The organism is Xanthomonas hortorum pv. pelargonii (assembly GCF_024499015.1).
Taxonomy (GTDB): Bacteria; Pseudomonadota; Gammaproteobacteria; order Xanthomonadales; family Xanthomonadaceae; genus Xanthomonas; species Xanthomonas hortorum_B.
Genome location: NZ_CP098604.1, coordinates 4,056,084 through 4,080,974, shown reverse-complemented (window position 1 = coordinate 4,080,974; position 24,891 = coordinate 4,056,084). Strand labels below are relative to the sequence as shown.

The window sequence follows — 24,891 nt, the reverse complement described above, 5'->3', positions numbered from 1 at the left end:
ATGGCAACAGCGTTTCCACGCAGCACCTGCACTGGGAGATGGTTGGATGCAGCATCGTCGTATCGACCAGCGCTTGCGTGTTGCAGCTCTTGCAGTGCATCGCACTCACGCATGCCACGCTGCCGTCACGCTGGTGCAGCCGTCATGACCAAGCATTACAAATTGAGCGCGATGCGCTCGCGCTCCAAGTGCATTGCCGGGTACTCCCCGCCTCGCCACTGACGCCTGCATAGCTGTCCAAGCTGGCAGACGCTCCGGCGCCAATCCGTTCGGTCTTTCGCACACGCTTCCACCGCGTGCCGTGCATTGCCGTGCGCGCACATCGCCGTGCAGACCGTCTGCCCAAGAGCAAGGCATCGGAGGGCGTTGCCGTTGGCAACGTTGCCCAGCATCTGGCGAGGTGGCACGTGGAAAAGCGTGAGCGTACTAACGGCAAGCAGTTGATCGTAGCAATCCTGACCGTGACCGGCATGGCTTCGGCCGCAGCCGCAATGGCCGGCACCGTGGAGGGAGACCTGAAAGAAAGCAGCAGCGGCAAACCCGCAGCCAATGCGAAGGTGCGCATCGCCGGCACCGCCTACAGCGCGGTGGCCGATGCGCGCGGGCACTTCGTCATCCGCGATGTGCCTGCCGGGCAGTACGCACTGAATCTGGACTATCCCGGCTTCAGCGCCGCCGAAACCAGCGTGCAGGTCGGCGACAGCGGCACCGCCTCGGTGGCGATTGCGTTGGAGGAGGTCAAGCAACTGAAAGCGATCAGCGTGGTGAGCAATCGCTACGACGCCAGCGACCTGAAGATCAACGCCGCCAACACGGTGGACGTGCTGTCGGCCAACGACCTGCAACGCACCGCCGTGCACAACGTGGCCGAAGCGCTCGGCCTGATCGCCGGCATCAACATCACCAGCACCGGCTCGGGGTACTTCGGCGGTATCGACGGCGCAGCGCGCGGCGAAGGCATGTTCGCCTCGGTGCGCGGGTTGCCGTCCGAATACAACGTCAACATGATCGACGGCGTCACCGTGGCGCAAGGCCTGCCGTACAGCCGCAGCGTGCAGCTCAGCCTGCTGCCGCCAAGCGGCCTGCAGACCATCGTCGCCAACAAGACCTCCACCGCCGACATGGACGGCGATGCGATCGGCGGCACGCTGGATTTCCGCACGCCCACTGCCTACGACTACAAGGACACCACCAGCGGCAGCATCACCGGCAGCGGCCGGGTGGAAAGCCGTGCGCGCGATTACGACGGCGACGGCCTGGGCGGCGGCTTCGGCGGCGAGTTCCAGCACAAGTTCGGTGAGGCGCAACAGTTCGGCGTGTATGCCAGCGCGTATTACGACTACCGCACCACCACCAATAGCGAAGTGGCCGCCGCCACCAGCGCGCTCAACGACGGCTCGTGGGAATACTTGAACACCGATGCCGATGGCCGCAACGCCGCCGGGTTCGATCCGCAGCACAACCTCACCAGTACCGGCATGAATGTGGGTATCGCCGCCGGCTGGGAGCGCCGCTACGGCGGCAATGCCTCGTTCGATTGGCATGTGGACGACAGCCTGTCGCTGTATGCGCGCATGACCTACGCCTATGCCAAGACCGAACAAGGCACTACCTTCGTACAGTTGCTGCCGCAGGATGTGAGCTACGTGCCGACCGGTACGCCGGGCGTGTTTACGCCAAACATCGGCCGCATCGCCTCGCGCTTCTGGTACGAGACCAACCCGGAAATCGCCGACCTGGCCACCTTCCAGATCGGCGCAAAAAAGACCGCAGGCGGTTGGACCTTCATGCCCAACCTGTTCTACAGCTTCGGCAACAACGACCGACCCGACCATGTCGAAATCGACGGGCGCGAAGACAAGTTCACTCAGGACAACTACGCCTATTCCGGCAACAGCTTCGTGCGCTATGGCGGCGGTGCATTCCCGTATCCGCAGCTCACGCCCGCACTGCTGTCGCAGGTCAACAACATCCCGGCGTTGTTTGCCAGCAGCTATGGCGAGCAGACCAAGATCTACTCCGGCCAGAAGAAAGGCGGTGCGCGTTTCGACACCCGCTACGACTTCGAAGATGGCGCGCTGCGGTCAGTGCAGTTCGGGGTGAAGTACAGCAAGAGCAGCCGCCGCTACACCAATCGCGACTGGTATACCGGTGGCGTGGACGGCACCACCACGCTGGGCGATCTGGGCATCTTCACCGGCACCTATGCCTCGATTTTTCCCGGCAAATACAGCTGGAATACGCCGCGCGTGAGCGAAGCGGCGGTGGCCGGTGTGATCGCCCAGCACCTTACCGACGATGACCTGGACACCTGCGGCAGTGCGTTCTACGTCAACAACTACAACTGCAACACCATGCGCGGCACCGAGGCGGTCAGCGCCGCCTATGCCACTGCCACTTTCACCATGGGCAACCTGGATATCGTGCCCGGCGTGCGCTTCGAGCACACCGCCATCGACAACACCTTTTGGGTGAGTCCGGTGGATGCGGACGGCAACGAGATCGCGGGCTACTTCGATCACAACAGCACTTCCTACAACGAGCCGTTGCCCAGCGTATTCCTGACCTGGCGGCCGGACCTGCGCACCGCGTATCGCGCCTCGCTGTGGACCAGCTACACGCGCCCGGCCTTCGTGCAACTGGGCGGCGGCAGCCAGATCGACATCTCCAACGGCGTTACTACCATCACGCAAGGCAACCCCGATCTGAAGCCGATCGAATCGACCAACCTGGATCTGTCCGGCGAATGGTCCACCGAACGCGGCGGGTTCTTTTCGCTGGCCGGCTTCTACAAGCAACTGCGCAACTACATCTACGATGCCGGCTCGGCCCAGGCCAATGGCAACACCAGCGGCAGCGGCACGGTGCTGTACCACATGCCCACCAATGGCGGCGATGGCAAGATCTACGGGGTGGAACTCAGCGCGCGGCAGAAGTTTCAGGATCTGCCCGCGCCGTTCGACGGCCTGGGCGTGAGCGCCAACGCCACCCGCCAGCATGCGCGCGCGGACCTGGGGCTGGATGGCTTCGACAATGAGCACATGCAATCGGCGCCGTCTGCGATGGCCAACCTGGAGTTGTTCTACGAGCACAACGGGTTCTCGTTGAACCTGAGCTACCACTTCAGCAGCTCGTACCTGCTGGGCTACGACTTTCTGCACGAAGGCGCGCCATGGAACGACCTGTGGGCACGCCCGACCCGGCGCGTGGATCTGCACACCGGCTACCGCTTCGACAATGGCGTGAGCATGGATCTGTCGATCTCCAACCTGACCAAGGAATACAGCTACTGGGCGCATGTGGGCCGCAACAACCTGGCGATCTCCGACATCGTCGATGCCGGCAGCACCGCGTTGTTCACGGTCAAGTACGCGTTCTAACGCCGCCGCACTACGCGCCGCCTTTCACTGCCACTCGCTGCGCAGTGCGACGACTCCTTCCATTTCCCTGGAGAAGCGATGAAACGCAGAAGCCTGTGTACATTCGGCCTGCTCGCACCGTTCGGTCTGGCGGCCGCGCCGGCGGTGCTGTCGTCGCTGCATGCGCCGGTGCCGGATGGCCGCCCGCATACGTTTGGATTCGAGCGTGGTCAGTTCGTGCTGGATCAGCAGCCATGGCAACTCCGTAGCGGCGAGATGCATCCGCTGCGCATTGCCCGTGCGGATTGGCTGCAGCGCATCCGCATGGCCAAGGCAATGGGCTTGAACACCATCGCGCTGTATCTGATGTGGAATGCCTACGAACGCGAGCCGGGGCAGTTCGATTTCGACACCGGCGAGCGTGACTTCGTCGCGTTCATCCGGCTCTGCCAGCAGGAAGGGCTATGGGTGTATCTGCGCCCCGGCCCGTACGTGTGCGCCGAGTGGACGCTGGGCGGGCTGCCGCCGTATCTGCTGCGCGAGCAGGGCATGCGCCTGCGCGATGCCACAGACGCACGCTACATGGCAGCAGTGCAGCGCTACATCGCCGCCGTGGCGCCGCGTATCGCACCGCTGATGGCCAGTGCCGGCGGACCGGTGCTGATGCTGCAGATCGAGAACGAATACAGCATGCAGGGCAGCGATGTGGGCTATCTGCAGGCGCTAGCTGCGCTGTGGCGTACGCACGGTATCGATGGTCCTTTCTCATTGGCCGAAGGCATGAAGGATCTGCGCCGGCGCAAGGCCTATCTTCCCAGTGCCGCGCTGGGACTGGATGGCGCCGATCTGGCTGAACTGCAGGAAGCAAAACATCTCGCAGGCAATGCGCCGGTGTGGGTGGCCGAAGGTTATCCCGGTTGGCTGACGCACTGGGGCGAAGACGCGTTCGCCCGGCGCGATTACGCGCCGATGCTGCAGCAGCTGATGGCCGCCGGTTACTCGTTCAATCTGTACGTGGTGCACGGCGGCAGCAATTTCGGTTTGAGCGCCGGTGCCAATGCCGAAGACGACGGCTCGCAGTTCCAGCCTGCACTGACCAGCTACGACTACAGCGCACCGATCGACGAAGGCGGCCGCGCCACGCCTGCGTACATGGCGCTGCGCAAGATCATCGCCCAGCACACCAGCACTGCGCTGCCAGCGATCCCGCGCGCACCTGCACGCGCGCGCTTTGCATCGGTCCTTGCACGCCCGGTCGCCGCGCTCTGGGACAACCTGAGCACCGGGCCTGTACACACCGAGCGGCCCACCGATAACCAGACCCTGCTCAAGCAGAACCTGGGGCTGGTGGTGTACCGGCGCCGCATCGTGGCCGGCACGCAGCTGGATCTTGGCAAGGTGCACGACTACGCGACGGTGCACCTTGATGGTGACGAAATCGGGCATGTCTCGCGCGTGCAACATGCGCGCCTCAACAGCACGCCAAAGCTGCCACTTCCAAGCGCTGCATCCAATGAGCGGACGCTGGAGGTGCTGGTCGACAGCTTCGGGCATATCAACTTCGGCCCGGCATTAGGCGATGCGAAAGGCTTGCTCGGCCCGGTGCAGCTGGATGGCAAGGAGCTGCGCGATTGGCAGGTACATGGCTTGCCGCTGGATGGCGACAGCGCGCCGACGCTACGGCCGCTGCAGTCACCACCTACACGGCCAGGCCTGTTCTTCGCTGCCGACATCACGCTGGAAACGGTAGGCGATATCCACCTCGACATGAGCCAATGGCGCAAAGGCTATCTGTGGATCAACGGACGCCTGCTCGGGCGTTACTGGGAGATCGGTCCGCAGCAATGTCTGTTCTGTCCTGGCGCATGGCTGAAGAAAGGCAACAACGCGGTGCTGGTGCTGGATCTGCATCAGCTGCAGCCCACCGCGATTCACAGCGCAGATGGACTGACATCGACACGCATTGCGACCAATTCAGCCGCAGTCGCGCACGCAGAGCCAAACGCATGCTGACCGCACCCACCGTGTTGCCATCGAACACGCAGGCGTCGGCACCGCCACGCACGCTCGGTTTCTGGAGCGCGCTATCGGCCAACCTGCTCAACATGATCGGCATCGGCCCGTTCATCACCATTCCGCTGGCGTTGTCGGCACTGGCCGGGCCAGCGGTGTTGGTCGGTTGGGTCGCAGGCGCGCTGTTGTGTCTCTGCGACGGGTTGGTGTGGGCCGAACTGGGCGCGGCGATTCCGCGTTCGGGCGGGCCCTACCACTATCTGCGCGAGGCTTACGGCCGCGAACGTTGGGGGCGCTTGTTCGGCTTTCTGTATCTGTGGCAGACCCTGCTGACCGCACCGTTGTCGGTGGGCTCTGCCGCAGTGGGCTGCGTGCAATACCTGGCGTTCCTGATGCCGGGGCTGGGCCATACCCAGCTCACCGCGATCGCGATGGCGCTGTGCGCGTTCAACACGCTGTTGCTGTATCGCAAGGTGCGCTCGGTGCAGCTGCTGTCGTTGCTGGTCAGTGCGGTGGTGATCGGCGCCTGCGTGTGGATCATCCTCAGCGGCGTGCTGCATTTCGATTTCGGCATTGCATCGGCGTTCTTGCACGCGCGCCCCGCTTCGCCGCATGGATTCTGGCTGGGCTTTGGCGCAGTGGCGTTGATCGCGGTCTACGATTACGGCGGCTACAACAACGTGTGCATGCTCGGTGGCGAAATCCGCAAGCCGCGGCGCACGATTCCACGCGCGGTGCTGATCTCGATCCCGATCGTGGCGCTGCTGTATCTGGGCCTCAACATCACCTTGCTCGGTGTGCTGCCGTGGCAGCAGGCCGCGCACTCAAGGCGGTGATGGCCGACTTCATGCAGGCCATCTACGGCCCCATTGGCAGCACCGTGGCGGTAGCGCTGATTGTCGTCGCCAGTTGGGGCTCGGCGCTGGTGGTGCAGTTGGGCTACTCGCGGGTGCCTTATGCAGCCGCGGCAGCCGGGCAGTTCTTCGGCGTGTTTGCGCAGCTGCATCCGCGCGGCGGGTTTCCCACTGTGTCGCTGCTGTTCGTCGGTGCGACCTCGGCGCTGGCCTGCCTGCTGTCGCTGGACGATCTGATCGCCACCTTGATGATCATCCAGATCCTGTTCCAGTTTCTGGCGCAATGCCTGGCGGTGGTGCTGTTGCGACGCAAGCGACGCCGCCGTGCGTTTGCGATGCCGTTGTATCCGTGGCCGCTGCTGATCAGCGTGTTCGGCTGGCTGTATCTGCTGGCCACCAGCCCGGCCAAGCGCCTGCTTGCCGCCGTCTTGGCGCTGTGCGTGGGCAGCGCGCTGTATCTGATCCAGGCACGGAGGCAGCGCGCATGGCCGTTCCAGCTGCAATGAGCGCCGCGCAACTCGTGGTGGTCGGCGAGGTCTATCTGGACCATATCTTCAGCGGCTTCGAACGCTGGCCGGCACCAGGCGAAGAAGCGTTTGCGCGCCATTACACGCGTGAGTTGGGCGGCGGCACCATCATCACCGCCTGCGCGTTGGCGCAGCTGGGTTGCAACGTGCGCGTGATCGGCGCAATCGGTGCGCAGGACCGCGGGTTGTTCGAACAGCGTTTGGGCGACTTCGGTGTTTCGGCCGATGGCTTGATCGACTCGACTGCCGGCACTGGCGTGACCACCAGCGTGTCGCTGCAGGAGGACCGCTCGTTCTTCACCTATGTTGGCGCCAACGCCGAGTTGGGCGCACTGCTGCTGCGCGAGGAGTCCATTGCCGTGATGTCGGCGGCCGCGCATGTGCACTTCGCGATGCCATTGCCAGCCGCATTGGCAACCACGTTACTGCCGCTGTTGGCGCGCGCAGGCTGCACCACCTCGCTGGACGTCGGCTTCAGCCCAGCATGGCTCACCGATCCGGCCAACCACGCCACCTGCCGCGCAGTGACCTGGTTCCTGCCCAACCAGAAAGAAGCCGCGCTAATGGGCTGCGGCGACGGCACCGATGCCTGCCTGGCCTGGGCACGCGCGCTCGGCCTGCGCCAGGCGGTGATCAAGCTCGGCGCCAGCGGTGCGATGGTCATTGATGCTGCCGGCGCCCGCCCGATCGCCGCACCCGCAGTGCAGGTGCGCGACACCACCGGAGCCGGCGACGCCTTCGATGCCGGCTTCATCGCCGCGTACATGCACGGCCAGCCGCTGGACGCCTGCGCGCAGCAAGGCTGCCGTAGCGGCGCGGCCTGTTGCAGCGCACTCGGCGCGCTGGACGGTCTGTTTCAACTCTCTCCCCCCACACACGAGGACGTTCCATGAGCAGTTCTGTCGACAATCGCAAACTGACCCTGATCGGCGGCGGCGGCGTGCGTACACCGTTGGTGGTGTACGGCGTCAACGAAGCCGCCGAAGCCCTCGGCGCACGCGAGATCGTGCTGTACGACCCCGACCAGGAGCGCCTGGCGCTGATGGTGGCGATGGGCCGCGCCATCGTCGCCGAGTCCGGCGGCGCGTTGCAGGTGCACGCCGCGCCATCGCTGGAAGCGGCGATCGAAGGCGCGCATTTCGTGCTCAACAGCATTCGTGTCGGTGGCATCGCGCAGCGCGCCTCCGACGAACAGACCATCATCCGCCACGGTTATTCAGGCCAGGAAACCACCGGCCCCGGCGGCGTGGCCAAGGCCTTGCGCACGGTGCCGGTGGCGATCGAACAGGCGCGCATGATCGAACGCCTGAGCCCGGATGCCTGGCTGGTCAGCTTCACCAACCCGGCCGGGCTGATCACCCAGGCCATCAGCGCCCACACCCGCGCACGCGTGGTCGGCATCTGCGACACGCCGGTGGAGCTGTTCCACAACATCGCGCGCGCACTCGGCGAGCCGGCAGAAGATGTGGAATGCGAGTACGTCGGCCTCAACCACCTGGGCTGGATCCGCGCGGTGCGCCTGCGCGGCGTGGACATCCTCGACCGCGTGCTCGCCGACGACGCCCTCCTGCGGCAGCTGTACCTGGCGCCGTTGTTCGACTTCGACATGCTGCGTGCGCTGCGCTTGATCCCCACCGAGTACCTGTATTTCTTCTACGAACGCCGCCGCGCCCTGGACAACCAGCGCGCCAGCGGAGCCAGCCGCGGTGGCGAGATCGAGCGGCTCAACCGCAGCCTGATCGGCGACCTGCGCAGCCGCCTAGAGGCCGGCGACACCACCGGCGCGGTGCAGACCTATGCGGCCTACCTGGCGCAGCGCTCCGGCTCGTACATGAAGCTGGAGGCCGAGGCCGGCTCGGCCTTCGCCCCGGACCTGGCGCCGCAGCCGGACCCGTTCCGCGCCAGCACCGGCTATCACCGCATCGCGGTGGACGTGATGAGCGCGCTGACCGGCGCCCGCCCCAGCCGGCACGTGGTCAACGTGCGCAACCAGGGCGCAATGGCCGAGCTGGCCGACGACGACATCGTGGAAATCGCCGCCGACATCGACCGCGACCGCATCGTGCCGATCCCGGCCGCACCGCTGCCCAGCGCCGTGCAAGGGCTGGTGCGCTCGTTCAAGGCCTACGAACACGCCGCGATCGAGGCAGCGCTCAGCGGCAGCCACCTGGACGCCTGCAAGGCGATGCTGATCCACCCGGCGATCGGCGAGTGGAGCCCGTCGCGGCGCATGCTGGATGAGCTGTTCGGGCATGAGCACGACGATGGCCACTGCGCGGGGCCGGCACATTGGCGTGCGCAGGCGGCCGGTTGATGGGAAGCCGTGTCTGCTGTTGGCCGCAACCCACGCGTACGGCGCCGAATTGTGCGAACGCACTATGCACATTCGGCGCACACGTTGTATGGTCATCGGGAATTGGTCCTGCATAGGTCTCATCGTCGGTCCGGCGTGCCACGCCGCTGATGCGGAGGTGCCGCTGTGCAGACCGCTTGCCGAATCCAAGGAGCCTCCAGGTCATGCACACCCGCCGCGACATCCTTCAGTTGCTGGGCGCCAGCGCAGGCGCCGGCTTGCTGGCCGGCGCGCTGCCCGCCTTCGCGGCCCCCGCCCCTGCCGGCACCTCTACGGCCGCTGGTGCGTTCGTCAGCAAGCGCCCGCCCAAGGCGCAGCGCCGGTTCGTCAGCAAGGCGGTCGAGCAACAGATCGTGCAGATCAAATCGCGCATCGCCGACCCGGAACTGGCCTGGCTGTTCGAGAACTGCTACCCCAACACGCTCGACACCACGGTGGAAACCGGCACCCGCAACGGCAAGCCGGACACCTTCGTCATCACCGGCGACATCCACGCGATGTGGCTGCGCGACTCCTCCGCACAGGTGCACCCGTATGTGCCGCTGGCCAGGCGCGACCCCGCGCTGCGGCGCATGTTCCATGGCCTGATCCAGCGCCAGGCCGCCTGCATCCGGCTCGACCCCTATGCCAATGCCTTCCTGCCCGATGGCCAGACCCAGCGCCTGAAGTGGTCGCTCAACGACATCACCGAGATGAAGCCCGGCGTGGGCGAGCGCAAGTGGGAAATCGATTCGCTGTGCTACCCGATCCGCATCGCGCACGAATACTGGCGCGCCACCGGCGATGCCGCCCCGTTCGACGACGACTGGCGCGCGGCGATGCACGTGGTGGTCAAGACCTTCCGCGAGCAGCAGCGCAAAGAGAATCGCGGCCCCTACGTGTTCCAGCGGCCCTCGCCGCTGGCGACCGAAACCCTGGTGCTGGAAGGCTACGGCCAGCCGACCAAACCCAACGGCATGATCCACTCGATGTTCCGCCCCTCCGACGATGCCTGCGTGTATCCGCTGTTCGTGCCGGCCAACCTGTTCGCGGTGGCCTCGCTGCGTCAGCTGGCGACGATGAGCACGGCCTTGCACCGCGATACCGCGTTTGCCGCCGACTGCACCGCGCTGGCCGACGAAGTGGAAGCGGCGACACGCAAGTTTGGTCAGCAACGCGACGCCGATGGGCAGGCGTACTGGGCATTTGAAGTGGACGGTTACGGCAACCAGCTGTTCATCGACGACGCCAACGCCCCCGGCCTGCTCAGCCTGGCCTACCTGGGCTGCTGCGACCGCGCCGACCCGGTGTTCCTGCGCACCCGCCAGCTGGCCTGGAGCGAACGCAACCCGTATTTCTCGCGCGGCACGGCGGCCGAAGGCGTCGGCAGCCCGCACAGCGGCATGGGCACGATCTGGCCGATGTCGATCATCCAGTACGCGCTGGTCAGCGACGACGACGCACAGCTGCGCCAGTGCCTGCAGTGGCTCAAAACCACCCATGCCGGCACCGGCTTCATGCACGAAGCCTTCGACAAGGACAACCCGAGCACCTTCACCCGCGACTGGTTCGCCTGGGCCAACACCTTGTTCGGCGAACTGATCATCGATCTGCACCAACGCAAACCACAGCTGCTGCGCAGTAGCTGATTGTCCGAAGCGCTAGATCTTCCTTTCCAGGCGGAACGACAGCACTTGATCTTCCCTTCTCCCGCCGGGAGAAGGTGCCCGAAGGGCGGATGAGGGTGCCCCGGCATCGGCCCGCAAACTCCGAGACCAGACACATGGCAACACGACGCGGTTTTCTCCAAGGCGCCATCGCAGCGGCACTGTTCGGTAGCGGCGCTCTGGCAACAGGCCTCGCCCGCGCACGCGCCGGCAACTACGCACTCCCAGCCGACGCGCGTACCCGCGCCGACCTCACCCGCCACGTCGATGTCTTCATCGGCACCGGCGGCCACGGCCACACCTTCCCCGGCGCGACGCTGCCGTTCGGCATGGTGCAGCTGAGCCCCGACACCTACAACGCCGTGTGGGATTCGTGCTCCGGCTACCACGAATCCGACGGATCGATCATGGGCTTTTCGCACACGCATCTGTCCGGCACCGGCATCGGCGACATGCTGGATTTTCTGCTGGTGCCCGCCACCGGCGAAGTGAAGCTGGTGCCCGGCACACTCGACGCACCGGACACCGGCTATCGCTCGCGCTTCGATCACAGCGACGAAGCCGCCTCGCCCGGCTACTACCGCGTGCGGCTCAAGGACAGCGGCGTGCATGCCGAACTCACCGCCACCGCGCGTGCTGGCCTGCATCGCTATCACTTCCCCAAGGGCAAGCCGGCGCACGTGCTGCTGGACCTGTGCCACGGCATGCAGGACAAACCCGGCATCCCCACCCGCATCACCGATGCGCAACTGCGCGTGGTGGACGAACGCACCCTCACCGGTGGCCGACGCGTCTATCAATGGGCACAGGGGCGCTACATCTATTTCGCCATGCGCCTGTCACGGCCGTTCAAACACGTGCAGCTGTACAACGAAGACCAGCCGCTGGCCGCAGGCACGCGCAGCGCCGATGGCGTGCATCTCAAGGCCGCACTGCATTACCCGGATGCATCCGACGCACCGCTGCTGATCAAGGTCGGCATCTCGGCGGTGAGCGCCGACAACGCGCTGGCCAATCTGGACGCCGAACTGCCCGACTTCGACTTCGCCCGCGTGCACGCGCAAGCCGTGGCCGCCTGGGAAAAGGAACTCGCACGCGTCCGTATCGACAGCGACGACGACGCGCAACGCCGCATCTTCTACACCGGCCTGTATCACAGCCTGCTCGCACCCACCCTCTTCAGCGACGTGGATGGCCGCTACCGCGGCATGGATCTGCAGATCCACACCGCGCCCAAGGGCTATCACAACTACAGCACCTACTCGCTGTGGGACACCTACCGCGCCGCGCATCCGCTGCTCACGCTGGTACAGCCCGAGCGCGTGCCGGACCTGGTGCAATGCCTGGTGCGCGGCGCCAACGAATGCCCGGATGGCGTGGGCATCTGGCCGCTGCAAGGCGTAGAAACCGGCTGCATGATCGGCTACCACTCGGCAGTGGTGCTGGCCGAAGCGCATGCCAAGGGCTTCACCGGCATCGACTACAAAGCCGCCTGGCCGGCGTACCGCAAGCGTGCGATGGACGACACCACCCACGGCCTGGCGTATTACCGCAAGCTCGGTTACATCCCCGCCGACAAGGTGGACGAAGCGGTCAGCCGCACGCTGGAATACGCTTACGACGACTGGGCCTGCGCGCATCTGGCGCAGGCCGCCGGTGCCACCGACGATGCACGCGCACTGCGCGCGCGCTCGCGCAATTACCGCAACGTGTTCAATCGCGACAGCGGCTTCGTGCAGGCGCGGCTGGAAGACGGCAGCTGGGCCAAACCGTTCGACCCGCGCGGCATGGGCCACCTCACCCAATGGCGCGATTTCACCGAATCCAACGCCTGGCAGGCCACCTTCCTCAACCAGCACGATCTGTACGGCTACATGGACCTGTACGGCGGCCGCGATGGCTTCGTTGCCAAGCTCGACGAACTGTTTTCCACCAGCTCCGAACTGCCCGCCGATGCGCCGCCGGATATCGACGGCCTGGTCGGCCAGTACGCGCACGGCAACGAGCCCAGCCATCACGTGGCGTATCTGTTCGCCTACGCCGGCCAACCGTACAAGACCCAGGCGATGGTGCGCCGCTTGCTGCGCGAGCAATATCACGACGCGCGCAATGGCCTGTCCGGCAATGAAGACTGCGGGCAGATGAGCGCCTGGTTTGTGCTCAGCGCGCTCGGGTTGTATGCAGTGGATCCGGTCAGCGGCAACTACATTCTTGGCAGCCCGCTGTTCAAGCGTGCAGAACTCGATGTCGGCAACGGCCGCACCTTGCGCATCGTGGCCAACAACAGCAGCGCGCAAAACGTGTACGTGCAATCGCTGACCTGGAACGGCAAACCAACCAACCGCGCCTGGTTGCGCCACGCCGATCTGGCCGCTGGCGGCACGCTGGAATTCAGCATGGGCGCCAAGCCGAATCTGGCCTTCGGTGCGAACAAGCAGGATCTGCCGCCGTCGTTTAGTTGATTGTTCTCAACTCGTTACTCGTCACTCGTCACTCGTCACCGCCGAGAATTTCCCATGTTGCGCACCACCCTTGCACCGCTCGTTCTGGCCCTCGCGTTCGCACTTCCCGTCACCGCGTCTGCCGCTACCGCCGAGAGCTGGCCCAGCTTCGGCACCCAAGGCACGCAGTTCGTGCGCGACGGCAAGCCGTACCAGATTCTCTCCGGCGCCATCCATTTCCAGCGCATTCCGCGCGAATACTGGAAGGACCGCCTGCAGAAGGCACGCGCACTCGGCCTGAACACGGTGGAGACCTACGTGTTCTGGAATCTGGTCGAACCGCAGCAAGGCCAGTTCGATTTTGCCGGCAACAACGATGTGGCCGCGTTCGTGCGCGAAGCCGCCGCGCAGGGCCTCAACGTGATCCTGCGGCCCGGCCCCTACACCTGCGCCGAGTGGGAAGCCGGCGGCTACCCCGCGTGGTTGTTCGGCAAGGACAATATCCGCGTACGCAGCCGCGACCCGCGCTTTCTCGCCGCCAGCCAGGCCTATCTGGATGCGGTGTCCAAACAGGTGCATCCGCTGCTTAACCACAACGGCGGCCCGATCGTCGCCGTGCAGGTCGAGAACGAATACGGCTCCTACGACGACGACCATGCCTACATGGCCGACAACCGCGCCATGTACGTCAAGGCTGGTTTCGACGACGCGCTGCTGTTCACTTCCGACGGCGCCGACATGCTCGCCAACGGCACCTTGCCTGACACCCTGGCGGTGGTGAACTTCGCACCCGGTGAGGCCAAGAGCGCGTTCGACAAACTGATCAAGTTCCGCCCCGACCAACCGCGCATGGTCGGCGAATACTGGGCCGGCTGGTTCGATCACTGGGGCAAGCCGCACGCCAGCACCGATGCTAAGCAACAGACCGAAGAACTGGAGTGGATCCTGCGCCAGGGCCACTCGGCCAATCTCTACATGTTCATCGGCGGCACCAGTTTCGGCTTCATGAATGGTGCCAATTTCCAGGGTAATCCCAGCGACCATTACGCCCCGCAAACCACCAGCTACGACTACGACGCCATCCTCGACGAAGCCGGCCGTCCCACGCCCAAGTTCGCATTGATGCGCGATGCCATCACTCGCGTTACCGGCGTGCAACCGCCTGCATTACCGGCACCGATCGCCATCGCCGCCCTGCCGGAAACCCAACTGCGCGAATCGGCCCCGCTGTGGGACAACCTGCCCGCGCCGATCGCCATCGACACCCCGCAGCCGATGGAACACTTCGGCCAGGATTACGGCTACATCCTTTACCGCACCACCGTCACCGGCCCGCGCAAGGGTTCGCTGTACCTGGGCGAGGTGCGCGACGTAGCACGCGTGTATCTGGACAAGAAGCCGGTCGGCAGCGTCGAACGTCGCCTGCAGCAGGTCTCCACCAACGTGGATATTCCGGCCGGCGAACACACGCTCGACGTGCTGGTGGAAAACAGCGGCCGCATCAACTACGGCCCACGCATGGCCGACGGCCGCGCCGGCCTGGTCGACCCGGTGCTGCTGGACAACCGGCAGCTCATCGGCTGGCAGGCGTTCCCGCTGCCGATGCGCTCGCCCGACAGCCTGCGCGGCTGGACCCGCAATCACGTCGATGGCCCGGCCTTCCATCGCGGCAGCCTGCGCATCGGCACACCCACCGACACCTATCTGGACATGCGCGCCTTCGGCAAGGGCGTGACCTGGGCCAACGGCGTCAACCTGGGCCGCCACTGGAACATCGGCGCGCAACGTGCGCTGTACTTCCCGGCACCGTTCCAGCGGAAGGGCGACAACACCGTGGTGGTGTTCGATCTGGACAGCACCGCCAAGCCCAGCGTGCGTGGTTTGCAGCAGCAGGTGTGGATCACGCCGAAGGAGTAAGCGCGGCCAAGAAACCACCGCGCTCATCGTCAGACGGGCGCGGCGTTCGCTCCGAATCGATTAAGAGCCGCCGACAAAACTACTGCGTGGCCACCAGACGGTCGCAGTCGGTGCTCGGAATGAGGGGCGGCAGGAATTCGTGTAAAAAATAGCCAAAAATAAGCCAACCCGCTGCCAGCAAAGAACTTTTTAACGAATTGCTGCCGACCCTCTATCGCCGATGGTCGAATTGCTAGAACTTCCACCACTTGCTTTTCTTTTTCTTCTGTTCGATAGATCGTTCGGGAACTTGCCTGACGCTTCTTTCTGCTGGAGCTTGCTCCGCTTGGGCAAGACGATCCCTGATGAGGTCGCGGTCTGGTTCGATATCGCTCAGGTCCCTGCCGCCCGCGTAGTCGAAGGTGCCGTCGACCACCCTGCGGGCCAACACCTCGATCCCGGTCAGCACATGATCGCCGCAGGAATAACCGTCCGGCTGTATCGCGGTGCGCATTTCATGAGTTTGTTCATAATCAAGGCCGAGGTGATACGCCGCCATGTCGGCAAGGTAGCGTTGCTGTGGCTGCGTCTGTGCCATGGAATCGTAGTGGTAGGCCGCAACAGCGTCCTTGTTACGCCGGTCGACGACGAGCAATGACCAATGCGCGTTGGGCTGATTGATCGGCAGGAACACGATAGGTGGGACGTCGTCTCCAACAAGAAGGCGCAGTGCGCGGGCCTGTTGCTCTGGATCTGCGGAGCTCAGCATGGTCACTACCTGCGAGTCGGCAAAGTGGAGTAAATGGGCATTGGGCTGCCCTCGCAATCGGCGAGCGAGGTCGTCGGTGTAGGCGCGCAAATGTCCATCTAGCAGCCACGAAGTGTCCGTCACTTGAGGAAGCTCGGGGTCTGCGACGTCCTGGGGCGACGGCAGATTGTCCACATCGATCCTCTCGGGACTCATGGCCGAGTGCCCCACGGGAGTCTGCGTGCCGTAGTCCCAAGGCTCCTCTTCTTCCTGGGGGGTGTTGAGGTCGAATTCGCGGCCATAATGGCTCATGGAGGAGAGGCCACCGAAGGTCGAGTCCGTGCTTTGGGCGGGCGTGGCGTACTGCCACCCCCCTGGCTGCTCGATTTCCTGGGGGGTGTTGAGGTCGAATTCGCGATAACCATAGTTCTGCCTGGAGTCCAAGGACTCGAGATCATCGAAGGTGGAACTCGATGCTTCGGGCTGGGCTGGCCATGCACGATAGGAAGAACCCGCCGACGTGGCGTGCTGCCACCACCCTGGCTGCTCGATTTCCTGGGGGGTGTTGAGGTCGAATTCGCGATAACTATAGTTCCGCCTGGAGTCCAAGGACTCGAGATCATCGAAGGTGGAACTCGACGCTTCGGGCCGGGCTGGCCATGCACGATAGGAAGAATCAGCCGGAGTATCGGGATACCACTCACCTGATGCGTTCTGCGGCCAACCGCCAGAGGGGGTGGGCGGGATCAGGGACGAATAGGAAGAATAGGAAGAACCCGCCGGGGTCTTGGGATTCCACGTTTCTTCTGGCCGATGGAAGGCCTGAGGGGGGCTGTTTGGAGGCAGATCCGTTTGTTGATAACGCATTCTGAAGTTGGCGCGAATTGCCGTCTGGATGCCTTGGGATGCTCCTGAAATCACTGCTTCACCCAGACGAGTCAGTTCGCCGGTTTCCTCGTCGACCATTTCTTCGAGGTTTGCTTGTGATAAATATCCGCTGCTTGCATCGTCTATACTGCACGTTCTATTGCTGAATTTGCCTGAAATGGCAAGAAGCAAATCTGGGTTTTGATGGAGGGTCCGGAATACGCCTTTTAGAGGCTTTCTTTTTGGAGCGGGCTTGCTTTTTGGAGCGGGCTTGCTTTTTGGAGCGGCCAAGGCCAGTTTGCGTCTCTCGCTTGCCAGATCAAATCTTTTCTTCTGATCCGGGGTGATGTATGGAAGGATGTTAAGTAGCGCCCGGCCGAATGAGCCATCACCACGCAAATAATTACTAAAGTTCACACCCTCTGGCACTTTCTCTAATGCTTCATATCTTGGTAGATATTCCATAATTTCGTTGATCTTGCTTTGGACTACGTCTATGGCATCGGCTTTGTCTTTGTCTTTGGCTTCGGCTTTGACTTTGGCCTTGGTTTCGGCTTTGGCTTTGGCTTTGGCTTTGGCTTTAGCAATGCGATCCAAACTCAGTTGGCTCAACACAATGTTTTGACTGCAATCCGACTCCAGTCGGTTCAGCGCAATTTCTCGATATTCAGGATCCGGGCAATGCCCAATTCGCCTTATTATTTGATATATGACCTGGTCGCGTTGATCTTCGTTCAATTCCCGAAGCATCTGCCTGCCACTTATATGTGACAGGACGCTGTCTTTCAAAAATCGAGAAAAACTTGGAAATCTTCTTTGTAGCTCGGGAATACCTTCGCCATCGCCATATGTGCCGATTAGCTCTAATATTTTTGAGTAATCTCTATGGGTTTTGGAGGTCGGCGCGGCTGCGCGCATCTGATGGACCGAGCTATCGGCATGCACTTGCGTGGGATTTCTTCGCGGGAGGGATTCAAGCAGCGGATGCATGTTGTAACCCGCGCTGTGGTTTTCCCTGTGTTCTTCAGGAGGCTGAGAATTGCGGTGATCATCCGCCGCCTCCGTCATTCCGCGATATTTTTATAGTCAAAATTAAATAATCCGTCCATCATTTGAAGTACCTATTGGAGCTAATTTTGATATTGCCAGGCGTTCACGATGCAAGTAACTCTCGGAGGCGAATCCGTTTTCTTGAAAGCGATCTTCCCGTGTCGCGGTTTGGCGAGCAGCGCTCCGTTTCGCGGTGGCTCACCCAAGTCCTGGTTGAGGCGACGAAGCATTGATACGCCCAAGGCTTTGTAGACAGGTACGTACCACTCGTACGCTGCGGTTCTGAGCGCGTAGCCCGCATACACTGAAGACTGCTCGCCAAGTGTTGTCAGCCACTCCAGGCCGTGGTGGCAGGTGTGCATTCCACTGGCAACGACGCCACGGTTGCTGATCGCTCAAGGGCTGAATGACGGCGTTGCCGCGGCCGCAGCGCCTTCGCGGATGCGCGCGGCCTGCATTTCGGTGGCCAGCAACGTGCCGCGCACATCGCTAGTGTGCCGCCGGGCCTGTTTCATGCAGAAATGCGCAAAGCCCGCACTTCCTGGCTGCGGCGTGACCGCGTTTGCGGTCAACGCACCGATCAGGCGCTGTTGCAGCCCCTGCATCCTGTTTTCTGCGCGCTGGATTTTTCTCATGTCTGAACTTTCCAGCTCCTCGTTTGCCATGCCCAGTTCTTCCAACATCAAGCTGACAGATCGCAGTTGGAACTCGTCGCGCTCACGCGCTTGATGCAGTTGCGTGGTCAAGCGTGCGTGCGCCTGCGCAGCCGTCGTGGCTGTGGTTTCTGTGTCGGGGATTGCACCACTGGCAGCATCCTCCGCCGGCAGCTCCACCCGCAAGCGCAGTTTCGAGTCTAGATATTTCTTTTGTAACTCCAGGCAACTTTGCATGTACGCAACCTGCGACTTGACCGAGCCTGACGTTTGCAGCCACTGGGTCAACGCTGTTTCGGTCAGTGTATCGGTATGTTTTGCATAGCTTCGCGCGGCTTTTTCGCCAGCGACGCGGGGTTTGCCGGTGAGCACTGCTCGCCCGTAGGTCGCCCCTGCAAAAAGCGCTGCCCTGGCTCGCTTGGCGAGCGAGGATGGTTGAGCCGCCTGACCAGTTGCTGGGCGCTGATCGGTAGAGCGAGGCACTGCCCGATAGCGTTTCTTCATGTCGTTGGCGCAGTTCTGCAAGAGCGCGTCCCGCGCTTTTTCCTGACCGTCGATACAGGCGTACAGGGCGCTGCGCAGTTCGAATCCATGCTGCGGAACGGCAGCAGTTGCCTCCGTCGCGGCTGATGCGTCGTCGGCTGCAGGCGATGCCTGTTTTGCCGCTACCGACTGGGCAGCCACCGCGTGTTCGATTGAGTCGGGCATGACAGGGTCAGACTCCAGCTGGTCACCAGTGCCGGTCGTCACCACGGTGTCCGACGCTTTTCCCGGGGCACCGTCACTGACGCGTGGTGTGCCATGCGGATCCACTTCCCCCGGTGAGGCAGCGACGCCCGCCTCGGTCGTGGGTAGCAGGTCGGCCATGGCAAGCAATGCCCGGTCCACGCTGGGCATCTCCGCAGTCTCGTAGTTGCGATACCGTTTTTGCTTGCCATGCGCCAGCAGAAACTGGTGGCCCCCAACACCCATCGTCACCGCACCCAGCAGACCGGCACCGACCACCAAACCGGTGCCCACCGGCCCGGTCACGGTGGCTGCACCCAGCACAACAGCAGCACTGACTCCGGTTTTGGTCAAAGTACTGGCCGTGTAGGTGACGCCGCCAACGACAAAGCCCTTGTTCCAGTTGTTGAAGCTGCCGGCGAATCCGCTGCGCTGGGGCAGCTTGGTGCTCAAGAAGTGCTGGTAGCGTTGTGCGCCAGGGCTGAGCTCGCCCGGTTCCAGGCGTTGCATGAAGTCTTCGACACGCGCCACATCGGCAACCACGCGCGTTTTCTCCTTGCGTGACTGGTGCAGAAACGTACCGCCCAGCGCGGTGGCAGCGACGCTTGCCAGCGGAGCCAAGACAAATGTGCCGGCAATACCGGCCGCCGACGCGACGCCTGCGGCGGCGGTGCTGTGGCCGATCAAGCCAGCAGCATTTGCGTTATTGGCGCCGAGTGCCAACCCGCCCTGGATGCCGAGCTCTGTCGTGGCCTTGGTAAAGATCACGCTCGCAGACGCCATTGAGGTCATCGCGATGGCGCCATCACGTGCGTTGCGCTGTTGTTGGTAAGCGACTGTATCAATCGCCTCGCTCAAGGCATCGATCTGAGCGCCTGCAACTGCAGTAAATGGGCCGCTCTCCAGCGCAGTTTGCAGCAACGCCCTCTCCGACTGAAGTTGACGTTTGCGTTGCCGCAGGGCGCCGCGTTGTTCGGTCACTTCGCGGGTTTCCTTGTAGGCGGCGTAGATCGCAAGGCCAGAGAGCGGCAGCATGGCGCCACTGATGCTCAAGCTCATTGCCAGATCGGCAACGCCTTCCGGCGCCCCCTCCTCAGCCAGGGTGTGCAGGAGGCTCTCGTGCGCTGCAGGCTCGATCGGATGCGGATCCAGAGAGTGATCCGCGCCGATACCCTGCTGCGTCTGATGGTCTGCCGACACTGCCGTGTGATCGATCGGCGTGTGTTCGTGTGAATGCGCGGGTTGGTCGGCTTCCGGGGAATGTTCCGGTTCGCCCGAGTTGGGCATTTCCGCGATCAGTTCCGCCGTATTGTCTACAGTGCCATGCAGTGGATCGGCAAGATACTTGGCGACCACGAATGCATCATAGACCGCCTCTGCTTCCTGAATTTCGGCCATGGCATTTTCGCCAGCTTTGTGTTTTGAAGCGTGGCCAGAGACGGGCTTTCGTTGGGAAGCCTTTCGCTTTAACGATTCCAAACCCATGGGCCAGCCATCGGCAGCTGGCAGATCGTTCGCTGAAGCAAGCGCGTCGGGAGTAGACGAATCAAACGAACGGGCAGAGCTGTTTGCGTGCTGTTGAATGCGCATAGCCAAATATCCACATGATGCGGTGCGGAAATAGTCTGCCTTCTATCTGCAGGACTCGCTCCAACCGCGAAATTCCTTGCCTTGGAGAGAACAGCCGACATCAAATCGAACAGCATTCATCTCGAATATAAATTGATGACTCGCTGGCGTATCAAAACGGGCCGGAGCTGAACTTCTCCCGACGCGGCACGCCAAACCGGTAGCGCCTCGATAGAGAGCTTCAACGGACGCCTGCAACCAGAGTGTCTCAACCGCACTGACTCTTCTCACTGGCCGATGCACGGTGCCGAGTCGAAAGGTGGCGGCGCCTCTATCACGAGAAGCGACCCCAGTGCGCTGGCATGAAAAACCCCTGAAGATTTCGCCCGAGCTTACGGGCCCGAATCGAATTCAAAGGCGCCAAATCAGGCCGAAATCTCTACCGACTAATGGCCCTGCAATCGGGGGCGGGTCAAATCCACTCCGCACTCTAAACCCGATCGCTACTCAGCGCGGGAGGACGTCGCTTAGTGCCGAGTGCACAAGGCTTGGCTGCCACGCATCCATATCGCGGGCAACGAACGCATTAAACACTGCACGAGCACATGCGTACTGACACGCATCCGCGCCGACACCATCAACCGCCCGCATCCTTCAAACCGAAGCGTGCAGCGTCGCCGGCCAGCGTGCCTCATCAAGAATCAGACGTACCTGCTCTGCCAGCAACTCTAGACAGAGCGCCAGCTCGTCCATGCGAATCGCCAGTTGCGGAGCCTGCTCTTCTGCGCGCGTGCGCGGCTCCGCAATCCGCGCCAGAAAACGCATGTGCTCGCCAAGCTTCTGCAGGCGGTCCTGCGCGTGCTCGGGCAGGTAATAACCCAGCACGGAGCCATCACCGTCAAAGGATTGCTTCATTCTTTTCTCCCATCGCACACCGCATGGCCTGTTCTCACGTCAGGAGACACCGCTCCTTGACCATGAGATTACCAAGCAACCGGCCTTCGCGCATCCATTTTTATTGCATCAAAACAAATGAAGCAAAATTTTATTGACAAAAAGTGGATTCCACCTCATTGTGCGCTTCATGGCCAATCATGCACTTATCTCCACCCTTGCCGAGCACGCGGACGTCCGCATGGGCTACCCGTTTCGCGGGTCGATCCCTGAGATTGCCGGGGGCAGCGTGCGCGTTGTCCAAATCAGGGACGTCCCACGTACCGGGCTCTGCACCTACGACGCGCTTGTCGCAACAGAGGTCGAAGGCCGTAAACAACCCGACTGGCTCCTGGATCAGGACGTCGTGTTCATCGCCCGAGGGGCCAACACCTTTGCAGCGCTTGCACAGGCACCGCCGCCACGCACGCTGTGCTCCCCGCACATCTATGTCATCCGGGTGAAGGCACCACAGCGGCTATTGCCCGCCTTCCTCGCGTGGCAACTCAATCAGGCGCCGGCACAACGGTATCTGCGCCAATCGGCCGAGGGCAGCAACCAGCTGAGTATCCGCCGCACGGTGCTGGACATGACCCCCATCCGCCTACCCCCACTGTCACTGCAACAGGCGGTCATTGCGCTAGAGCAGGCCGCACAGGCAGAACGCGCCGCCTTACACGCGTTGATCGACAACCGCACCACCGAGCTGGCGATCCTCGCCGAGCGCCTCCTCGCCTAAGCCTTTGGAAACCCCCCATGAGCAAGACCGATATCGCCCAAGACACCATCAACGCCGCCGTCTGGACTGCCTGCGACACCTTCCGCGGCACCGTAGACCCCAGCGTCTACAAGGACTACGTGCTGACCATGCTGTTCCTGAAATACGTCTCTGACGTCTGGCAGGACCATTACGACGACTACACCGCCAAGCACGGCAACAAGCCCGGCCTGATCGAAGAGCTGCTCAAGAATGAGCGTTTCGTACCGCCGCATCGCGCCAACTTCTACACCCTGTACGACCAGCGCCACCGCCCCGGCAACGGCGAGCGCATCGACACCGCCCTGCACGCCATCGAAGACGCCAACCTGGGCAAGCTGCGCGACGTGTTTCAGGACATCAGCTTCAACGCCAACAAACTCGGCGAGGAGCAGCAGAAGAACGACCTGCTGCGGCACCTGCTGGAAGACTTCGCCAAGCCCGCACTCAACCTGCGCCCCTCCCGTATCGGCCAGCTCGACATCATCGGCAACGCCTACGAGTACCTGATCAAGAATTTTGCCTCCAGCAGCGGAAAAAAGCCAGGCGAGTTCTACACCCCGCCAGAGGTTTCCACGTTGATGGCGCGCCTGCTGGACCCGCAGCAGGGCGACGAGATCTGCGACCCCACCTGCGGCTCAGGCTCGCTGTTGCTCAAGTGCGGCCGGCTGATCCGCGAGCGCACCGGCAGCGGCAAGTACGCGCTCTACGGCCAGGAGGCGATCGGCAGCACCTGGGCGCTGGCCAAGATGAACATGTTCCTGCATGGCGAGGACAACCACCGTATCGAATGGGGCGACACCATTCGCAATCCCAAGCTGCTGGCAGGCAACCACCTCAAGGACTTCGACATCGTGGTGGCCAACCCACCGTTCTCGCTGGAAAAGTGGGGCCACGACAGCGCCGATACCGACCCGCACGACCGCTTCCGTCGCGGGCTGCCGCCGCGCACCAAGGGCGACTACGCCTTCATCCTGCACATGATCGCCACCATGAAGCCGCGCACCGGCCGCATGGCGGTGGTGGTGCCGCACGGTGTGTTGTTCCGTGGCGCCGCCGAAGGCCGCATCCGCCAGAAATTGATCGAAGAGAACCTGCTGGACGTGGTCATCGGCCTGCCGGAGAAGCTGTTTTACGGCACCGGCATCCCGGCAGCAGTGTTGGTCTTCCGCGCCAAGAAGAAAGACAAAAAAGTGCTGTTCATCGACGCCAGCCGCCAGTACCAGGACGGCAAGAATCAGAACCTGCTGCGCGAGAGCGACCTGCAACGCATCCTGGACACCGTGCAGGCGCGCCAGAACGTAGACAAGTACGCCTACCTGGCCAGCCCGGACGAGATTGCCGGCAACGACTACAACCTCAACATCCCGCGGTATGTGGATACCTTCGTGGAAGAAGCAGAGATCGACCTGATGGCAGTGCGCCGCGAGCGCGAGCAGTTGAAGGGCGAGCTGGCAAAACTCGAAACGCAGATGGCCCGCTATCTCAAGGAGCTTGGCTATGAGTGATGAAACAACCGACATCGCCACGCATGCTGACGAGGGCTTCCCGGCACAGGACAGTGCCGCAGTCCGGCGCACATGGCACCAAGGCCAATGGTGGTTTGCGGTCATCGACGTGGTCGTCGCACTCACAGACTCGGAGAGTCCGGAAAACTATCTACGCAACTTGCGTCGCCGCGATGAAGAGCTCTCCCGCAGTTGGGACACATTGGTCACTCCCCTACGCGTGGCCACTGCGGGCGGACCGCAGCTGTTGAACTGCACAACGCTGGAAGGCGCCTTGCGCATCATTCAATCGATTCCCTCGCCAAAGGCCGAACCCTTCAAGCGCTGGCTGGCGCGCATCGGCAACGAACGCCTCCAGGGCGAAGAAACCGTCGATTTCGATGCCCTGAGCGAAAACCAGCGGCGCCTGTTCCTGCGCGACCAGATGAGTAAGCACAACAAGGATCTGGCCGCCGCAGCCAAACAGGCCGGTGTGGAGACACCGCTGGAGTACGCCGTCTTCCAGGATCACGGCTACAAGGGTCTGTATGGCGGTCTGGGCGCAAAGGACATCCATGCGCGCAAGGCCCTGAAGAAGAGCCAGACGATCCTCGACCACATGGGCAGCACGGAACTGGCCGCCAACCTGTTCCGTGCCACGCAAGCGGAAGAGAAACTTCGCCGCGATAACGTGCAGGGCAAGACGGCCGCCAACCGGACGCATTTAGAGGTGGGCCAGACGGTACGCAAGACCATCCAGGAACTGGGCGGAACTTTGCCGGAAAACCTGCCCGCACCGGAAACCAGCATCAAGCGGCTGCAGAAGGATGCCAAGCCGGCGCCGGGTCAGGACAAGGACAAAAAATGAACAGCCGCCTTGCCACTTTGGAAATCAACCACTTGCCGAAAGGGGGTCAATTTGACCCCCCTTCCAAGGGCGATCCGGACAACCGCCTTGCCTGGCTTGCAGCGATGGGCATCGCCATCACAGGCCCGGACTGATGCGTCAGCC

14 protein-coding genes, 1 other RNA gene and 1 pseudogene are annotated in these 24,891 nt (G+C 62.9%); 13 read left to right on the top strand and 3 right to left on the bottom strand.

Features of this window, described 5'->3' with window-relative positions:
* Window positions 1–491: 491 nt before the first annotated feature.
* The 8 genes and pseudogenes from NDY25_RS17545 to NDY25_RS17505 all read left to right on the top strand — a co-directional run bounded on the left by NDY25_RS17545 (window position 492) and on the right by NDY25_RS17505 (window position 15,110).
* Window positions 492–3,380: a TonB-dependent receptor gene (locus tag NDY25_RS17545; RefSeq protein ID WP_233366472.1), complete on the top strand. Its 2,889-nt coding sequence runs from the start codon at window positions 492–494 to the stop codon at window positions 3,378–3,380.
* A gap of 78 nt (window positions 3,381–3,458) precedes the next feature.
* On the top strand, window positions 3,459–5,372 hold the full coding sequence (locus tag NDY25_RS17540; protein ID WP_168958182.1) for a beta-galactosidase: 1,914 nt from the start codon (window positions 3,459–3,461) through the stop codon (window positions 5,370–5,372).
* Window positions 5,366–6,732, top strand: a pseudogene (locus NDY25_RS23040) (APC family permease). The gene NDY25_RS17540 and the pseudogene NDY25_RS23040 overlap by 7 nt, the downstream one beginning before the upstream one ends.
* Window positions 6,729–7,646: a carbohydrate kinase family protein gene (locus NDY25_RS17525; protein ID WP_168958212.1), complete on the top strand. Its 918-nt coding sequence runs from the start codon at window positions 6,729–6,731 to the stop codon at window positions 7,644–7,646. Before NDY25_RS23040 ends, NDY25_RS17525 begins: the two are co-directional and overlap by 4 nt.
* Entirely contained in the window at window positions 7,643–9,067 is a 1,425-nt protein-coding gene (locus NDY25_RS17520; RefSeq protein ID WP_168958180.1) for a 6-phospho-beta-glucosidase, read from the top strand. The genes NDY25_RS17525 and NDY25_RS17520 overlap by 4 nt, the downstream gene beginning before the upstream one ends.
* A gap of 203 nt (window positions 9,068–9,270) precedes the next feature.
* A complete protein-coding gene (locus NDY25_RS17515) occupies window positions 9,271–10,734 on the top strand; it encodes a glycoside hydrolase family 125 protein (RefSeq protein ID WP_256627602.1) in 1,464 nt (487 codons plus the stop codon).
* A 134-nt stretch (window positions 10,735–10,868) separates the two neighbouring features.
* Window positions 10,869–13,214 (top strand): GH92 family glycosyl hydrolase, encoded by a 2,346-nt coding sequence (locus NDY25_RS17510; RefSeq protein ID WP_168958178.1) that lies wholly within the window; start codon window positions 10,869–10,871, stop codon window positions 13,212–13,214.
* A 54-nt stretch (window positions 13,215–13,268) separates the two neighbouring features.
* Window positions 13,269–15,110, top strand: a complete 1,842-nt coding sequence (locus NDY25_RS17505) for a glycoside hydrolase family 35 protein (protein WP_256627601.1) — start codon at window positions 13,269–13,271, stop codon at window positions 15,108–15,110.
* Window positions 15,111–15,342: 232 nt separating this feature from the next.
* Here NDY25_RS17505 and NDY25_RS17500 read toward each other — a convergent pair whose 3' ends face one another.
* A complete protein-coding gene (locus tag NDY25_RS17500) occupies window positions 15,343–17,694 on the bottom strand; it encodes a Ulp1 family isopeptidase (protein ID WP_256628010.1) in 2,352 nt (783 codons plus the stop codon).
* Between the two features lie 318 nt (window positions 17,695–18,012).
* Here NDY25_RS17500 and NDY25_RS17495 point away from each other — a divergent pair.
* A non-coding RNA gene (locus NDY25_RS17495) (sX9 sRNA) lies at window positions 18,013–18,088 on the top strand.
* 61 nt (window positions 18,089–18,149) lie between these two features.
* On the opposite strand, the gene xopK is transcribed toward NDY25_RS17495, so the two are convergent.
* Window positions 18,150–20,723, bottom strand: a complete 2,574-nt coding sequence (gene xopK, locus NDY25_RS17490) for a type III secretion system effector XopK (RefSeq protein WP_267932952.1) — start codon at window positions 20,721–20,723, stop codon at window positions 18,150–18,152.
* A 633-nt stretch (window positions 20,724–21,356) separates the two neighbouring features.
* The gene (locus NDY25_RS17480; protein WP_016904386.1) at window positions 21,357–21,617 is read right to left on the bottom strand and encodes an XAC0095 family protein; all 261 of its coding nucleotides are present in this window, start codon (window positions 21,615–21,617) and stop codon (window positions 21,357–21,359) included.
* 169 nt (window positions 21,618–21,786) lie between these two features.
* On the opposite strand from NDY25_RS17480, the gene NDY25_RS17475 reads away from it, so the two are divergent.
* Genes NDY25_RS17475 through NDY25_RS17460 form a run of 4 tightly spaced genes read left to right on the top strand, consistent with a single transcriptional unit; the run spans window position 21,787 to window position 24,881 of the window.
* Complete coding sequence (locus NDY25_RS17475; protein WP_168958175.1) at window positions 21,787–22,374, top strand: restriction endonuclease subunit S; 588 nt, start codon at window positions 21,787–21,789, stop codon at window positions 22,372–22,374.
* A 17-nt stretch (window positions 22,375–22,391) separates the two neighbouring features.
* Window positions 22,392–23,900 (top strand): type I restriction-modification system subunit M, encoded by a 1,509-nt coding sequence (locus NDY25_RS17470; protein ID WP_256627600.1) that lies wholly within the window; start codon window positions 22,392–22,394, stop codon window positions 23,898–23,900.
* A complete protein-coding gene (locus tag NDY25_RS17465; protein ID WP_256627599.1) occupies window positions 23,893–24,747 on the top strand; it encodes a BRO family protein in 855 nt (284 codons plus the stop codon). The genes NDY25_RS17470 and NDY25_RS17465 overlap by 8 nt, the downstream gene beginning before the upstream one ends.
* Complete coding sequence (locus tag NDY25_RS17460) at window positions 24,744–24,881, top strand: hypothetical protein (RefSeq protein ID WP_256627598.1); 138 nt, start codon at window positions 24,744–24,746, stop codon at window positions 24,879–24,881. The genes NDY25_RS17465 and NDY25_RS17460 overlap by 4 nt, the downstream gene beginning before the upstream one ends.
* Window positions 24,882–24,891: the final 10 nt, after the last annotated feature.

What these genes read in the sequence shown, in the direction of transcription:
- NDY25_RS17545 (WP_233366472.1), top strand. Translation starts at nt 492, where the DNA reads ATGGCCGGCACCGTGGAGGGAGACCTGAAAGAAAGCAGCAGCGGCAAA.
- NDY25_RS17540 (WP_168958182.1), top strand. Translation starts at nt 3,459, where the DNA reads ATGAAACGCAGAAGCCTGTGTACATTCGGCCTGCTCGCACCGTTCGGT.
- NDY25_RS17525 (WP_168958212.1), top strand. Translation starts at nt 6,729, where the DNA reads ATGAGCGCCGCGCAACTCGTGGTGGTCGGCGAGGTCTATCTGGACCAT.
- NDY25_RS17520 (WP_168958180.1), top strand. Translation starts at nt 7,643, where the DNA reads ATGAGCAGTTCTGTCGACAATCGCAAACTGACCCTGATCGGCGGCGGC.
- NDY25_RS17515 (WP_256627602.1), top strand. Translation starts at nt 9,271, where the DNA reads ATGCACACCCGCCGCGACATCCTTCAGTTGCTGGGCGCCAGCGCAGGC.
- NDY25_RS17510 (WP_168958178.1), top strand. Translation starts at nt 10,869, where the DNA reads ATGGCAACACGACGCGGTTTTCTCCAAGGCGCCATCGCAGCGGCACTG.
- NDY25_RS17505 (WP_256627601.1), top strand. Translation starts at nt 13,269, where the DNA reads ATGTTGCGCACCACCCTTGCACCGCTCGTTCTGGCCCTCGCGTTCGCA.
- NDY25_RS17500 (WP_256628010.1), bottom strand. Translation starts at nt 17,694, where the DNA reads ATGCATCCGCTGCTTGAATCCCTCCCGCGAAGAAATCCCACGCAAGTG.
- xopK (WP_267932952.1), bottom strand. Translation starts at nt 20,723, where the DNA reads ATGCGCATTCAACAGCACGCAAACAGCTCTGCCCGTTCGTTTGATTCG.
- NDY25_RS17480 (WP_016904386.1), bottom strand. Translation starts at nt 21,617, where the DNA reads ATGAAGCAATCCTTTGACGGTGATGGCTCCGTGCTGGGTTATTACCTG.
- NDY25_RS17475 (WP_168958175.1), top strand. Translation starts at nt 21,787, where the DNA reads ATGGCCAATCATGCACTTATCTCCACCCTTGCCGAGCACGCGGACGTC.
- NDY25_RS17470 (WP_256627600.1), top strand. Translation starts at nt 22,392, where the DNA reads ATGAGCAAGACCGATATCGCCCAAGACACCATCAACGCCGCCGTCTGG.
- NDY25_RS17465 (WP_256627599.1), top strand. Translation starts at nt 23,893, where the DNA reads ATGAGTGATGAAACAACCGACATCGCCACGCATGCTGACGAGGGCTTC.
- NDY25_RS17460 (WP_256627598.1), top strand. Translation starts at nt 24,744, where the DNA reads ATGAACAGCCGCCTTGCCACTTTGGAAATCAACCACTTGCCGAAAGGG.